Origin of the sequence: Enterobacter cloacae complex sp. 277I4 (assembly GCF_050031465.1) — a bacterium.
GTDB lineage: Bacteria > Pseudomonadota > Gammaproteobacteria > Enterobacterales > Enterobacteriaceae > Enterobacter > Enterobacter cloacae.
The window spans coordinates 3,745,299-3,760,728 of sequence record NZ_JBLGWC010000001.1 but is presented as its reverse complement, the minus strand read 5'-3'; the positions used below and the strand labels follow the sequence as shown (position 1 = coordinate 3,760,728).

At 57.9% G+C, this 15,430-nt stretch carries 12 protein-coding genes; 8 read left to right on the top strand and 4 right to left on the bottom strand.

The window, feature by feature from the left end:
• The first annotated feature begins 1 nt into the window (after nt 1).
• From iscA to sseB, 7 genes are all read left to right on the top strand, one after another.
• Nucleotides 2–325 (top strand): iron-sulfur cluster assembly protein IscA, encoded by a 324-nt coding sequence (gene iscA / locus ACQG19_RS18270; RefSeq protein WP_003860659.1) that lies wholly within the window; start codon nt 2–4, stop codon nt 323–325.
• An 80-nt stretch (nt 326–405) separates the two neighbouring features.
• Complete coding sequence (gene hscB / locus ACQG19_RS18265; protein WP_020690034.1) at nt 406–921, top strand: co-chaperone HscB; 516 nt, start codon at nt 406–408, stop codon at nt 919–921.
• Between the two features lie 14 nt (nt 922–935).
• Nucleotides 936–2,786, top strand: coding sequence for a Fe-S protein assembly chaperone HscA (gene hscA, locus ACQG19_RS18260; RefSeq protein WP_102752277.1), 1,851 nt, complete (start codon nt 936–938; stop codon nt 2,784–2,786).
• Nucleotide 2,787: 1 nt separating this feature from the next.
• Nucleotides 2,788–3,123 (top strand): ISC system 2Fe-2S type ferredoxin, encoded by a 336-nt coding sequence (fdx, locus tag ACQG19_RS18255; protein ID WP_003860652.1) that lies wholly within the window; start codon nt 2,788–2,790, stop codon nt 3,121–3,123.
• A gap of 1 nt (nt 3,124) precedes the next feature.
• Nucleotides 3,125–3,325 (top strand): Fe-S cluster assembly protein IscX, encoded by a 201-nt coding sequence (gene iscX, locus ACQG19_RS18250; RefSeq protein WP_003860650.1) that lies wholly within the window; start codon nt 3,125–3,127, stop codon nt 3,323–3,325.
• A 53-nt stretch (nt 3,326–3,378) separates the two neighbouring features.
• A complete protein-coding gene (gene pepB, locus ACQG19_RS18245) occupies nt 3,379–4,665 on the top strand; it encodes an aminopeptidase PepB (protein ID WP_013098291.1) in 1,287 nt (428 codons plus the stop codon).
• Nucleotides 4,666–4,777: 112 nt separating this feature from the next.
• Nucleotides 4,778–5,554 (top strand): enhanced serine sensitivity protein SseB, encoded by a 777-nt coding sequence (gene sseB, locus ACQG19_RS18240; RefSeq protein ID WP_102752275.1) that lies wholly within the window; start codon nt 4,778–4,780, stop codon nt 5,552–5,554.
• Between the two features lie 17 nt (nt 5,555–5,571).
• Here sseB and ACQG19_RS18235 read toward each other — a convergent pair whose 3' ends face one another.
• From ACQG19_RS18235 to ACQG19_RS18220, 4 genes are all read right to left on the bottom strand, one after another.
• Entirely contained in the window at nt 5,572–6,342 is a 771-nt protein-coding gene (locus tag ACQG19_RS18235; protein WP_013098289.1) for a MurR/RpiR family transcriptional regulator, read from the bottom strand.
• Complete coding sequence (gene sseA, locus ACQG19_RS18230; RefSeq protein ID WP_058651812.1) at nt 6,342–7,187, bottom strand: 3-mercaptopyruvate sulfurtransferase; 846 nt, start codon at nt 7,185–7,187, stop codon at nt 6,342–6,344. Before sseA ends, ACQG19_RS18235 begins: the two co-directional genes overlap by 1 nt.
• A gap of 90 nt (nt 7,188–7,277) precedes the next feature.
• Nucleotides 7,278–8,645, bottom strand: a complete 1,368-nt coding sequence (locus ACQG19_RS18225) for a 6-phospho-alpha-glucosidase (protein WP_222168700.1) — start codon at nt 8,643–8,645, stop codon at nt 7,278–7,280.
• Nucleotides 8,646–8,657: 12 nt separating this feature from the next.
• A complete protein-coding gene (locus ACQG19_RS18220) occupies nt 8,658–10,202 on the bottom strand; it encodes a PTS transporter subunit EIIC (protein WP_045293487.1) in 1,545 nt (514 codons plus the stop codon).
• A gap of 274 nt (nt 10,203–10,476) precedes the next feature.
• Between ACQG19_RS18220 and ACQG19_RS18215 the strand changes: the two genes are divergently transcribed.
• Nucleotides 10,477–15,429, top strand: a complete 4,953-nt coding sequence (locus ACQG19_RS18215) for an alpha-2-macroglobulin family protein (protein WP_246931999.1) — start codon at nt 10,477–10,479, stop codon at nt 15,427–15,429.
• Nucleotide 15,430 lies beyond the last annotated feature (1 nt).

Genomic DNA, 15,430 nt, shown 5'->3' with positions numbered 1-15,430 from the left:
TATGTCGATTACCCTTAGCGACAGCGCTGCCGCGCGAGTAAGCTCTTTTCTGGCGAACCGTGGTAAAGGCTTTGGCCTGCGACTGGGCGTACGTACCTCCGGCTGTTCTGGTATGGCTTACGTACTGGAGTTTGTTGACGAACCAGCGTCCGATGACACTGTGTTTGAAGACAAGGGCGTGAAGGTGGTGGTCGATGGCAAAAGCCTGCAATTCCTCAACGGCACTCAGCTGGACTTTGTAAAAGAAGGCCTGAACGAAGGGTTCAAATTCACGAACCCGAACGTCAAAGACGAGTGTGGTTGCGGCGAAAGCTTCCACGTTTAATCGCGCGTCATCCGAAACCCCACCGTGGCTTTATTTGCTACGCGTGGGGTTTGTTCTAACAGGCTACCCCTGAGATTGTTATGGATTACTTCACTCTCTTCGGTTTACCCGCTCAATACCCGATTGATCTCCAGGCGCTGACGATCCGTTTTCAGGACCTGCAGCGTCAGTATCATCCGGACAAATTCGCCAGCGGTACTCAGGCTGAACAACTGGCTGCGGTGTCGCAATCCGCGACCATCAACCAGGCCTGGCAGACGCTGCGCCATCCGCTGGCGCGTGCTGAATATCTGCTTTCGCTCCACGGCTTTGATCTGGCGAGCGAACAACACACCGTACGCGACACGGCGTTTCTGATGGAACAGCTTACGCTTCGCGAAGAGCTGGATGAGATTGAACAGGCCAAAGACGAAGCGCGTCTGGAAGGGTTCATCACGCGCGTGAAGGGCATGTTTGATACCCGCCATCAGCAGATGGTGGCGCAACTGAACAACGAGACCTGGGACGTGGCGGCAGACACTGTGCGCAAACTCCGTTTTCTCGATAAACTGCGAAGCAGTGCTGAACAACTCGAAGAAAAGCTGCTCGATTTTTAATTTCGGAAGCAATTATGGCCTTATTACAAATTAGTGAGCCTGGCTTAAGTGCCGCACCGCACCAGCGTCGTCTGGCGGTGGGTATTGATCTTGGCACCACCAATTCCCTCGTGGCGACCGTGCGTAGCGGCCAGGCGGAGACGCTGGCTGACGAGCAGGGCCGCCATCTGCTGCCTTCCGTGGTCCACTACCAGCAGCAGGGCCACGCGGTGGGCTTTGATGCCCGCGCTAACGCCGCGCGCGATCCGGCGAATACCATCAGCTCCGTTAAGCGGATGATGGGCCGCTCGCTGGCCGATATTCAGACCCGTTACCCGCATCTGCCGTATCAGCTGCAGGCCAGTGAAAACGGCCTGCCGATGATTGCGACTGCGGCCGGGCTGCTGAACCCGATTCGCGTATCCGCTGACATCCTAAAAGCGTTGGCGGAGCGTGCCACGGCAACGCTCGGCGGCGATTTAGACGGTGTGGTGATTACCGTTCCGGCCTACTTTGATGACGCACAGCGTCAGGGCACCAAAGACGCCGCGCGTCTGGCGGGCCTGCACGTGCTGCGCCTGCTGAACGAACCGACAGCGGCAGCGATTGCCTACGGCCTCGACTCCGGTCAGGAAGGGGTGATTGCGGTTTACGATCTCGGCGGCGGCACCTTTGATATTTCGATCCTGCGCTTAAGCCGTGGGGTGTTTGAAGTGCTGGCGACCGGCGGGGACTCCGCGCTGGGCGGCGATGACTTTGACCATCTGCTGGCGGATTACATTCGTGAGCAGGCGGGCATTAGCGATCGCAACGATGCGCGCGTACAGCGTGAACTGCTGGATGCGGCCATCGAGGCCAAAATTGCGCTAAGCGATGCTGAGTCAGTCAGTGTGAACGTGGCGGGCTGGCAGGGTGAGATCGCCCGTGAACAGTTTAACGATCTCATCGCCCCCCTGGTGAAACGCACGCTGTTAGCCTGCCGTCGTGCGCTGAAAGATGCCGGCGTTGAGGCGGATGAGGTGCTGGAAGTGGTCATGGTGGGTGGCTCCACCCGCGTACCGCTGGTGCGTGAGCGTGTAGGCGAATTCTTTGGCCGCACGCCGCTGACCTCCATTGACCCGGACAAAGTGGTTGCCGTGGGCGCGGCGATTCAGGCGGATATTCTGGTCGGCAACAAGCCTGACAGTGAAATGCTGCTGCTGGACGTTATCCCGCTGTCGCTGGGTTTAGAGACCATGGGCGGACTGGTGGAGAAAGTCATTCCGCGCAACACCACCATTCCGGTGGCACGTGCGCAGGAGTTCACTACCTTTAAAGACGGTCAGACGGCCATGTCCATTCACGTGATGCAGGGCGAACGCGAACTGGTGCAGGACTGCCGCTCGCTGGCGCGCTTTGCGCTGCGGGGCATTCCGGCGCTGCCTGCGGGCGGGGCGCATATTCGCGTCACCTTCCAGGTGGATGCGGACGGCCTGCTGAGCGTCACGGCGATGGAAAAATCGACCGGTGTCGAATCGTCCATTCAGGTGAAGCCGTCCTACGGCCTGACCGATGGCGAAATCGCCTCCATGATTCAGGACTCAATGAGCTACGCCGAGCAGGATGTGAAGGCGCGTATGCTGGCCGAACAAAAAGTGGAAGCCGCACGCGTGCTGGAAAGCCTGAACGGCGCGCTCGCTGCCGATGCCGCGCTGTTAAGCGCCGCTGAGCGTCAGGTGATTGACGAGGCTGCTGCGCACTTAAGCGTGGTCGCCCAGGGCAATGACGCTGACACAATAGAAGAAGCCATTAAAAACGTTGATAAACAAACCCAGGACTTTGCTGCTCGCCGCATGGACAAATCTGTCCGCGTCGCGCTGAAAGGCCAGTCCGTGGACGAGGTTTAATATGCCAAAGATTGTTATTTTGCCTCATGCGGACCTCTGTCCGGATGGCGCTGTTCTGGAAGCGAAGACCGGTGAAACCATTCTCGATGTTGCCCTGCGTGCAGGTATCGAAGTGGAACACGCCTGTGAAAAATCCTGTGCCTGCACAACATGCCACTGCATCGTGCGTGAAGGTTTCGACTCGCTTGCCGAGAGCACCGAAGACGAAGATGACATGCTGGATAAAGCATGGGGTCTGGAGCCCGACAGCCGCTTAAGCTGCCAGGCAGCGGTGACCGACGAAGATCTGGTCGTGGAGTTCCCACGCTACACCATCAACCACGCACGCGAGCATTAATATGGGACTGAAGTGGACAGACAGCCGTGAAATCGGCGAAGCGCTCTACGACGCTAACCCGGATCTCGATCCAAAAACCGTACGCTTCACCGATATGCATCAGTGGATCTGCGATTTAGAGGATTTTGACGACGATCCCAACGCATCCAATGAAAAAATTCTGGAGGCGATTCTGTTAGTCTGGTTAGATGAAGCAGAGTAAATCACGTAACGGGCTGCCTTCAGGCGGCCCGTTTGCTAATAAGGATAAATAAAATGACCGAAGCGATGAAGATTACGCTCTCTACGCAACCCGCCGATGCGCGTTGGGGCGAAAAAGCCACTTACAGTATCAACAACGACGGTATTACCCTGCACCTGACGGGCAACGACGATCTGGGCCTGATCCAGCGCGCCGCGCGTAAAATTGATGGGCTCGGCATTAAGCATGTCTCTCTGGCAGGCGAGGGCTGGGACACCGACCGCAGCTGGGCGTTCTGGGCCGGTTATAAAGGGCCAAAAGGCACCCGTAAAATTGAGTGGGCCAACCTTGACGAAGCCGGTCAAAAAGAGCTGGAAAGCCGCCTGACCATTATCGACTGGGTACGTGACACCATTAACGCACCGGCAGAAGAGCTGGGGCCGGAACAGCTGGCACAGCGCGCCGTTGACCTGCTGTGCGGCGTGGCCGGCGATAACATGTCTTATCGCATCACCAAAGGTGAAGACCTGCGCGAGCAGAACTACATGGGCATTCACACCGTGGGGCGCGGCTCTGAGCGTCCACCGGTGCTGCTGGCGCTGGACTACAACCCAACCGGCGATAAAGACGCGCCAGTGTTTGCCTGCCTGGTCGGGAAAGGTATCACCTTCGATACCGGTGGCTACAGCCTGAAGCAGAGCGCGTTCATGGACTCCATGAAATCCGACATGGGCGGGGCGGCAACCATTACCGGTGCGCTGGCGTTTGCGATTACCCGTGGCCTGAAAAAACGCGTGAAGCTGTACCTGTGCTGCGCGGACAACATGGTAAGCGGTAACGCCTTCAAGCTGGGCGACATCATTCGCTACCGCAACGGCAAAAATGTTGAAGTGATGAACACCGATGCAGAAGGCCGTCTGGTGCTGGCCGATGGTCTGATCGACGCTTCTGCCCAAAAGCCAGAGTTGATTATCGATATGGCCACCCTGACCGGCGCGGCAAAAACGGCGCTGGGTAACGACTACCATGCGCTGTTCAGCTTTGACGACAAGCTGGCGGCCCGCCTGCTGGCAAGCGCCGCGGCAGAAAACGAACCGTTCTGGCGTCTGCCGCTGGCGGAATTCCACCGCAGCCAGCTGCCGTCTAATTTTGCCGAACTGAATAACACCGCGAGCGCGGCATACCCGGCGGGTGCAAGCACCGCAGCAGGCTTCCTGTCCCACTTCGTTGAGAACTATCACGAAGGCTGGCTGCATATCGACTGCTCCGCAACCTACCGTAAAGCGGCGGTTGAGCAGTGGTCTGCGGGCGCGACCGGCCTGGGCGTGCGTACCGTGGCGAACCTGCTGACGGCTGAGTAATGCTTTTTGCCCTCACCCTAACCCTCTCCCACGGGGAGAGGGGATGGTTTGCTCCCTCTCCCTTGAGGGAGAGGGCCGGGGTGAGGGGGGAAATTCGACATCTGGAATTGTTATGTCCGAAACCAAAAACGAATTAGAAACCCTGCTGGAACAGGCGGCGACCGAGCCCGCCCACCGTCCGGCATTTTTCCGCACGCTGCTGGAATCCACCGTCTGGGTGCCAGGAACCGCGGCGGAAGGTGAGCAGGTTGTTGAAGACAGCGCGCTGGATCTGCTGCACTGGGAGAAAGACGACGGCACCTCGGTGATCCCGTTCTTTACCTCGCTTGAAGCGCTGCAGACCGCCGTTGAAGACGAACAGGCGTTCGTGGTGATGCCGGTGCGCACGCTGTTCGAAATGACGCTGGGCCAGACGCTGTTCCTTAATGCGAAACTGCCGACCGGGAAAGAGTTCACGCCGCGTGAAATCAGCCATCTGATTGGTGAAGAGGGTAACCCGCTCAGCACCCAGGAAGTTCTGGAAGGGGGCGAAACGCTGCTGCTCTCTGAAGTGGCCGAACCGCCAGCGCAGATGATCGATTCCCTGACCACGTTGTTCAAAACCCTGAAGCCGGTAAGACGCGCGTTCCTCTGTTCGATTAAAGAGCAAGCGGATGAACAGCCGGTACTGTTGATTGGTATTGAAGCTGACGCTGATATTGATGAGATCATCCAGGCGGCGGGCAGTGTGGCCACTGATACGTTGCCGGGCGATGAGCCAATTGATATCTGCCAGGTGAAGAACGGTGAGAAGGGCATCAGCCACTTTATTACCGAGCACATCACACCGTTTTATGAGCGTCGCTGGGGCGGTTTCCTGCGCGATCTCAAAACCAACCGCATCATCTGATTACAGCGGGGTGACTGTCACCCCGTTGCTTCCAGCAGCAGTAAATCCATCAGCAGTACCAGATTCGACTCAAACGACGTCACCCCTGCGGCTTCCGCGGCGTAATGCACCGCCTCGTCATAGAGAGCGAAGTGCACGTCCGCCATGCCCGCCAGCGTATTGGCCGAGGCGCGGGTAAACGCGACAATCGTCATCCCGACGTTTTTGGCGATCCGCGCTTTATCCAGCACCTGCTCTGTTTCGCCGCTGCGCGAGACGGCAATAAATACCTGATAACGGGCGGCGTTACTGAGAAAGATGTTCCGGCTGTCACCCGGCCCGGAGATAAACGCCGTTTTCCCCAGCACCTGCAGTTTTTTGGTCAGGTATTCGGCAAACAGATAGGAAAACCCGGCACCGTAGAGAAAGAAGCTCTCTTTGTGACGCAGCAGGTCGGCAAACTGCAGACGCTTCTCATCGGTCACCCACTGGAATGTCTGCTGATAGTTGGCAATAAACTGGCTGAACAGCGCGGGCAACTGCGGAAGGGCGTTTCCTTGCGTCGTAATATGCGGCGTGTCGGTGAGGAGCTGTTTGCAGTGCCAGATAAACTCGCTAAACCCGCTGAACCCCAGCTTCTGACACAGCCGCATAATCGTCGCGGTAGAGACAAATGTCGCCTGCGCCAGTTCCCGCACCGTGATGTTACCCACCAGCAGCGGATGCTCCGTGAGATGGGCGAGTACGCGATATTCCGCGCGGGTCAGCGATTCCCCGCGCGTTAACAGCGTGGCCAGGCGGTTATCCATTATTTCGCGGGTTCAACCGGCAGGTCGTCCCGCGCACCCCACTCACTCCAGGCGCCGTCGTACAGCGTGACGTCGTTTACGCCGAGCGTGGCGAGCGCCAGGATCACCACGCAGGCCGTTACGCCGGAACCGCAGCTGGCAATAATTGGACGGTGTAAATCCACGCCCTGACGATCAAAAATCGCGCGTAGCTCATCGGTGGTTTTCAGCTCGCCCTCAAACACCAGATCGCCCCACGGCACGTTCAACGCCCCCGGAATGTGTCCGCGTTTCAGGCCAGGGCGAGGTTCGTCCGCTTCAGCGTTAAAACGTGCGGCAGGACGCGCATCGACGATTTGAGCAGTGTTTTCATGGCTGACGACCAGCACGTCGGTCAGGCGTTTCACCACATTTGCGTCAAACGTCGCGTCAAAATCCCCCTCCGGCAGCGTCACGTCCCCCTGCTGCAGCGGCAGTTCGTCGCGCTTCCAGCCAGCCAGACCCCCCGCCAGAATCGAGACTTTCTCGACGCCGAAGTTTTTCAGCATCCACCACGCGCGCGGGGCAGAGAAGAGGTTACCTTCATCATAAACAACGAGGTGTTTGTCTTTGCTGATGCCCAGCTCGCGCATCGCTACGGAGAAGGCTTCCGGGCGCGGCAGCATGTGCGGCAGAGGGGAGGTGTGATCGGAGAGGGTTTCGATATCAAAAAATACCGCGCCCGGCAGGTGCCCTGCGCGGTATTCACCGGGAACGTCACGATGCTCCTGGCCCGGAGGAGCCATACGCGCGTCAATAATCTGCACTTCAGGATCGTCGCCGTGCTCAATCAGCCAGTCGGCGGCGACAAAATATGAGGTGGACATGGGTTGCCTCCATTCTTTTCCGTAAAAAAGGATTGTCGATGTTTTTTCTGACACCGACAAGCAAACCACGTTCAACTCGCGAGCAAGCCCCTATTTTTTCACCGCTTCGCCGTTCTGCCAGGCTTTTTGCAGCGCAGGCCAGTACTCGCGGTTAGCCTCGATCATCTCATCCAGAATCGCTTTCGCGTGCTCCATGGTCGGTACGGTGCGATTCAGGGTAAATGCCTGCAGCGCTTTCTCATAGCTCCCTTCAATGGTTGCTTCCACCAGCAACTGTTCAGAGGCGAGCTGCTGTTGTAGCAGCGTCTGATGAAACAGCGGCACCTGGCCCACGCGGACAGGCTCTGGCCCCTCTGAGGTGATATAAGCGGGAACCTCAACGACCGCATCGTACGGCAGATTGGTAATTGCCCCGCGGTTTTCCACCATCACCAGATGACGGCTCCGCAGGTTGAAGGCCAGCGAGCAGGCGACATCGACGATAAACTCGCCGTGAACGCCAACGTGGAAGGCGTCCGGCAGGATCCCGGTACGCTTATATTCTTCGGCTGCGGCAAACAGCTTTTTCTCACGCCCGTTCATCACTTCGTTAGCGCGAGTGTAGTCCGGGTTCTGATGCTCAACAATCTGGTTCGGCATCAGGTAGTACTGCAGATACGGGTTCGGCAGATACTCCGGGAAGTTATCCATGATCGGCTTGATGTTGCGCCAGGTTTTCACCCACGACGGATCGGAGTGCTGCGGGTCGGTTTTGGCGGCATCTTCTGTCAGCAGACCAAACTTCGCGATATGTTTACGCAGCTCCGGCAGCTTGTCCTCGCCGTCCACCAACACACGGGTAAACCAGCCGAAGTGATTCAGCCCAAAGTAGTCCACCTCCAGCTTGCGGCGATCGACCCCCAGAATGGCTCCCATGTTACGCATTGCGGCAACCGGCATATCGCAAATATTCAGCACGCGGGCGTTCGGCCGCAGGCGACGCACCCCCTCTGCGACGATTGCCGCCGGATTGGAGTAGTTTACGATCCATGCTTTTTCATGCGCGTAGCGATCCACCAGATCGATAAGCTCGACCATTGGCAGGATCGTACGCAGCCCGTAAGCCAGCCCGCCGGGGCCGCAGGTCTCCTGACCAACCACGCCGTGGCGCAGCGGGATCTTCTCATCCTGCTCACGCATTTTATACTGGCCAACGCGCATCTGGGCGAAGACGAAGTGTGCGCCGCTGAAGGCCACTTCCGGGTCATTGGTGATGGTAAATTTGATGCTCTGGCTGTGGTCGCGGATCACTTTTTCCACCACCGGGGCAATCGTGTTCTGACGCGCCTCGTCGATGTCGTAAAGGCGGATTTCGGCCAGCGGGAAGTCCTGCAGACGCACCATCAGGCTTTTCACAATACCTGGCGTGTAGGTGCTACCGCCGCCAGCAATCGACAGAATGAATGGGGGTGTAAACATCTTTAGCTCCTTTCAGAGAAACGTCTCAACGGCTTCTCGCATTTTTTTGACATGCAGCCCGTAGACCACCTGAACGTTGTTACCTTGTTTGATAATCCCTTTTGCGCCGGTCGCTTTCAGGCGCGGCTCATCAATGATGGCGACATCCTTTACCGTCACACGTAAGCGGGTGTAACAGTTATCCACCACTTCAATATTTTCCCGGCCGCCCAGACCGACGACGATGGATTCACCCAGCCCGTCGTTATTGCCCTTCGCCTGGTACTCCTGTTTGCTGTAAAGGCGCGTCTCCTGGTCCTCATCTTCACGGCCTGGCGTTTTCATGTTGAAACGCAGGATCAGGAAGCGGAACACCACGAAGTAGAGGGCGAACATGATCAGCCCGACCACGATGTACATCGGCCAGTTGGACTTCTCCGTACCGAGCGGCAGGTTGTAGAGAATAAAATCGATAATCCCGTTAGCGCCGATGGCGTGAACACCCAGCAGGGAGAACAGCATCATCCCGATACCCGTCAGCACCGCGTGCACCACGAACAGCAGCGGGGCGACAAACAGGAAGGAGAACTCGATGGGCTCGGTGACACCGACCAGCAGTGAAGTGAGCGCCGCCGGGATCAGAATCGCTTTTGCTGCCGCTTTACGCTCCGGCTTTGCGGTCATGTACATCGCCAGCGCCGCCGCCGGCAGGCCAAACATCTTGCTGATGCCGCGCGCATCCCATACCACCGTGCTGCTGAGCTGTTTCACCTCCGGGCAGGCCATTTCCGCGAAGTAAATGTTGCGCGCGCCCTGATAAACCGTACCGCACACCTCTTGCGTGCCGCCCAGTTCGGTATACAGGAACGGGGTATAGACCAGATGATGCAGACCGGTGGGCACCAGAATGCGCTCAAGGAAGCCGTAGATCGCCACGCCGAACGGACCAGAACCTTTGATGGCAAGCGCCATTGCGCTAATGCCGTGCTGGGCAAACGGCCACAGCTCGCTCATCACTACGCCGAGCAGCATGGAAACGGGCAGCATCACAATGGCGACAAAACAGTGACCAGAGTAAATCGCCATCGCGCCGTTAAACTGTACGCCGGAGTATTTGTTGTACAGGTATCCAGAAAGCGCGCCGGTCAGGATCCCGGCGAACACGCCCATCTCCAGCACCTGAACGCCCAGCACCATAGTCTGCCCGGCGGCTTTCATCTGTGCTGCGGGTGCCAGTTCGCCCTGAAGCTGTAGCGTGACATTCATGGCGTTGATAAACACCACAAACGTTACCAGCCCAATCAGCGCCGCGTAGCCTTTGTCCCGTGTTGCCAGACCAATCGGGATGCCGACGGCAAACACCAGGGCCAGGTTAACCAGCACCGACACGGCAGATTTGGCGATCAGCTGGCCGATGTTCTGGATCAGCGGATGGCCGAGAAACGGCAGATACTCGGCCAGGTTGCCATTGCCCAGCACATTGCCAAAGGCGATAAACAGACCGACGATCGGTAAAATAAGTACCGGTCCGTACAATGATTTTCCGAAATTTTGTAGGGCGTTCACGGCTCGTTTCATGGCTTTCTCTCTTATTGAACCGCGCACTCGGGGTGCGTCTTGAGCTTAAAACTAGCAGGCTCCCGGCGAGCTTATCCAGCTATCTTCTTGTTTTAAAAACAAATGACGTGAAAGGTAACATGTGACGTTTGACGTTGTGATCGGTGTAACATCACCACGCTGACGATGCGAGCCGCCTTCCAGATCCTAAAAATGGACTTTTTGTATTAACGAAACTTGCGGATAATACTTATCCGGAAGACGACCAACAGGCTCCATGGGCCAGGGACAAAGGATGAAACCGTTTCGCTTAGCCGCGCTCTCTCTTGCGCTGCTCACCACGTTTACGCTTGTCGGCTGTGATAACAGCGACGATAAACCTCAGGCTGCGGCTCCCGCGGCATCTACATCAACCACACCAAAAGCGGCGGAAAAGCCAGACGCTGACAAGCTGGCAAAACTGGCGGCACAAAGTCAGGGCAAAGCGCTCACTCTGCTTGATGCCTCTGAAGTGCAGCTGGACGGCGCCGCCACGCTGGTGCTGACATTCTCTGTTCCACTGAATCCGGATCAGGATTTCTCGAAAACCGTGCATGTCGTGGATAAGAAAAGCGGCAAGGTTGACGGGGCGTGGGAACTGGCGCCGAACCTGAAAGAGCTTCGTCTGCGCCATCTGGAGCCTAACCGCAATCTGGTCGTCACCGTGGAACGCGATCTGCAGGCGTTAAACAAAGCGACTTTTGGCATCGACTACGAAAAAGCCCTGACCACCCGGGATGTCGAGCCGACGGTCGGCTTCGCCAGCCGCGGGTCACTGCTGCCGGGGAAAGTCGTGGAAGGCTTGCCGGTCATGGCGCTCAACGTCAATAACGTGGACGTGAACTTCTATCGCGTGAAACCGGAATCGCTGGCTTCATTCGTCAGCCAGTGGGAATACCGTAACTCGCTGACCAACTGGGAATCTGACAATCTGCTGAAGATGGCCGAGTTGGTTTATACCGGTCGTTTCGATCTTAACCCGGCACGCAACACGCGTGAAAAACTGCTGTTGCCGCTGAAAGATATCAAGCCGCTCCAGCAGTCGGGCGTCTATATTGCAGTGATGAATCAGGCAGGGCACTACAACTACAGCAATGCCGCCACGCTCTTCACCTTAAGCGATATTGGGCTGTCCGCTCACCGTTATCATAACCGTCTCGATATCTTCACCCAGAGCCTGGAAAACGGTGCGGCGCAATCCGGCGTAACCGTCACGCTGTTAAACGATAAAGGGCAGACCCTGGCTGAGGCGAACAGCGATGCCGACGGCCATGCAAAGCTCGAAACTGACAAAGAAGCCGCGCTGATCCTTGCCAGTAAAGATGGCCAGACTACGCTGCTTGACCTCAAGCTGCCGGCACTCGATCTGGCGGAGTTCGACATTGCTGGTAGCCCGGGCTACAGCAAACAATTCTTTATGTTTGGCCCGCGTGACCTCTATCGCCCAGGCGAAACGGTGATCCTGAACGGCTTACTGCGCGACAGCGACGGTAAACCGCTGCCCGCGCAGCCGGTGAAGCTGGATGTGCTTCGTCCGGACGGGCAGGTAGCGCGTACCGTCGTCGTCCAGCCGGAGAACGGCCTCTATCGCTTTAACTATCCGCTGGACAGCGGGGCGCAAACCGGCATGTGGCATATCCGCGCCAATACGGGCGATAACCAGCAGCGTCTGTGGGACTTCCACGTCGAAGATTTTATGCCAGAGCGTATGGCGCTGAATCTGAGCGGACAAAAAACGCCGGTTGCACCGCAGGATAACGTCGACTTTAACGTGGTGGGATATTACCTCTACGGCGCGCCGGCCAACGGTAATGCCCTGCAGGGGCAGCTCTTTTTGCGTCCACTGCGTGAAGCGGTTCCGGCGCTGCCTGGCTTCCAGTTTGGCGATATCGCCGAAGACAACCTGAGTCGCAGCCTGGATGAAGTGCAGCTTACGCTTGATGAACAGGGGCGTGGGCAGGTCTCTACGGAAAGTCAGTGGAAAGAGGTGCACTCTCCGCTTCAGCTGATCCTGCAGGCCAGCCTGCTGGAATCGGGCGGTCGTCCGGTGACGCGTCGTGCTGAACAGGCTATCTGGCCAGCAGCCGAATTACCGGGTATTCGTCCTCAGTTCGCCAGCAAGGCGGTGTATGATTACCGCACCGATACCACCGTTAACCAGCCTATCGTCGATGAAAACGGCAACGCCAGTTTCGACATTGTCTATGCCGATGCCAGTGGGGCGAAAAAGGCTGTTTCCGGGTTACAGGTGCGCCTGATCCGCGAACGCCGCGACTACTACTGGAACTGGTCAGAAAGCGATGGCTGGCAGTCCCAGTTTGATCAAAAAGATCTCATTGAAGGCGAGCAGGAGCTGACCCTCAAGGCCGATGAAACGGGTAAAGTGACGTTCCCGGTAGAGTGGGGCTCCTATCGTCTGGAAGTGAAAGCGCCTGATGACATGGTCAGCAGCGTACGTTTCTGGGCCGGGTACAGCTGGCAGGATAACAGTGACGGCACGGGAGCCGCGCGCCCCGACCGCGTGACCCTGAAACTGGATAAGCCTTCTTACCAGCCGGGTGACACCATCCAGTTGCATATCGCCGCACCTGCCGCAGGTAAAGGCTATGCGATGATCGAATCCAGCGAAGGGCCACTGTGGTGGAAAGAGATCGACGTCCCGGCCAACGGACTGGATCTGTCTATTCCGGTAGACAAAGCCTGGAAACGCCACGACCTCTATCTCAGCACGCTGGTGGTTCGCCCTGGCGATAAATCCAAATCCGCCACGCCGAAGCGGGCGGTTGGCCTGCTGCATCTGCCGATGGGGGATGAAAATCGCCGTCTGAATATCGCGCTGGATAACCCGCAGAAAATGCGCCCTAACCAGACGCTTTCCGTGAAAGTAAAAGCCAGCGTGAAAGAGGGCCCGGTACCACAGAAAGTGAACGTGCTGGTCTCCGCGGTGGACAGCGGCGTGCTGAACATTACCGATTACGTCACGCCGGATCCGTGGCAGGCCTTCTTTGGTCAGAAGCGCTATGGCGCGGATATCTACGATATCTACGGCCAGGTGATTGAAGGCCAGGGACGTATGGCCGCGCTGCGTTTTGGTGGTGACGGCGATGAGCTTAAACGCGGCGGTAAGCCGCCGGTGAACCATGTCACCATTATCGCCCAGCAGGCACAGCCAGTGACGCTTGATGCGAATGGTGAAGGGTCCATCACACTGCCAATTGGAGACTTCAACGGTGAGCTGCGTCTGATGGCGCAGGCCTGGACGGAAGAGGATTTCGGCAGCAGCGAAAGCAAAGTGATTGTGGCCGCGCCGGTCATTACCGAGCTTAATACGCCGCGCTTCCTGGCAAGCGGCGATACCTCACGGTTGACACTGGATCTCACTAACCTGACCGATCAGCCGCAAACGCTAAATGTGGCCTTAACCGCGACCGGCAAGCTGTCGCTGGAAGGGGCACAGCCGCAGCCTGTCAAACTGCCACCGGGTGCGCGCAGCACGCTGTTTATTCCGGTGCGTGCACTGGAAGGTTACGGTGACGGCGAAGTGACGGCGCAGGTAACAGGACTTCAGCTGCCTGGCGAGACCTTCGCTCCGCAGCAGAAGAGCTGGAAAATCGGCGTCCGTCCTGCGTTCCCGGCGCAGACGGTGAATACCGGGGCCATGCTGAACCCGGGTGAGTCCTGGACTGCGCCAGGGCAGCATATCAACGGCTTCTCTCCCGCTACATTGCAGGGACAACTGCTGCTTAGCGGCAAACCGCCGCTTAATCTGGCGCGCTATATCCGTGAGCTGCAGGCATATCCTTATGGCTGTCTTGAACAAACCACCAGTGGTCTGTTCCCGTCGCTCTATACCAACGCGTCACAGCTGAAGGCGCTTGGCATTAAAGGCGACACGGACGACAAACGTCGTGCTGCCATTGATATTGGCATCTCCCGCCTGCTGCAGATGCAGCGTGACGACGGTGGTTTTGCGCTCTGGGATAAAAACGGTCCGGAAGAGTACTGGCTGACTGCCTATGTCACTGACTTCCTGGTGCGTGCCGGTGAGCAGGGCTACAGCGTGCCGACGGATGCGGTCAATAATGCCAATAGCCGACTGCTCCGCTACCTGCAGGATCCGGGCATGATGTCCATCCGCTACAGCGACAATACTCAGGCCAGCAAATTTGCCGTGCAGGCCTATGCCGCACTGGTACTGGCGCGCCAGCAAAAAGCCCCGCTGGGTGCGTTGCGTGAAATCTGGGATCGTCACGGGCAGGCGGCTTCCGGTCTGCCGCTGATGCAGCTCGGTATGGCACTCAAACTGATGGGGGATGCCCCGCGCAGCCAGCAGGCGCTGGATCTGGCCCTCAAAACGCCGCGCAACGACAGCAGAAACTGGATGGCGGATTACGGTAGCGCGCTTCGTGATAACGCGCTGATGCTCTCCCTTCTGGAGGAATACAAGCTGCTGCCGGATGCGCAAAATAGGCTGCTGAATGCCCTGTCTGAACAGGCCTTCAGCCAGCGCTGGCTGTCTACGCAGGAGAGTAACGCGCTGTTCCTGGCCGGACGTTCGCTACAAACTCTGTCCGGAGCATGGCAGGCGGAAACCTCACTCTCGGGTACCGCATTGAGTGGTGACAAGGCGCTGGTGCAGAATATGAATGGCGATCAGCTTGGTGCGCTGCAGGTGACCAACACCGGCACGACACCGCTGTGGGTGCGTCTGGATAGCACCGGTTACCCGGACTCAGCCCCTCAGCCATCCTCGAATGTTCTACAGATTGAGCGCCATATTCTGGCAACCGACGGCAGTTCGAAATCGCTCTCTTCGCTGAAGAGCGGTGAGCTGGTGCTGGTATGGCTGGAAGTGAAAGCCAGCCAGAACGTGCCGGATGCGCTGGTGGTGGATCTCCTCCCGGCGGGTCTGGAGCTGGAGAACCAGAACCTGGCAAGCAGCAGCGCCAGCCTGCAGGACAGCGGCAGCGAAGTGCAGAACCTGCTTAGCCAGATGCAGCAGGCGGATATTCAGCATATGGAGTTCCGCGACGACCGCTTTGTGGCCGCAGTGCCGGTAAACGAAGGGCAGCCGGTTACGCTGGTTTATCTGGCGCGCGCCGTGACGCCGGGAACGTACCAGGTACCGGTGCCGCTGGTGGAGTCCATGTATGTTCCGCAGTGGCGGGCAACGGGTGCGGCCAGTGGCCCGCTGATTGTTGTACCGTAAT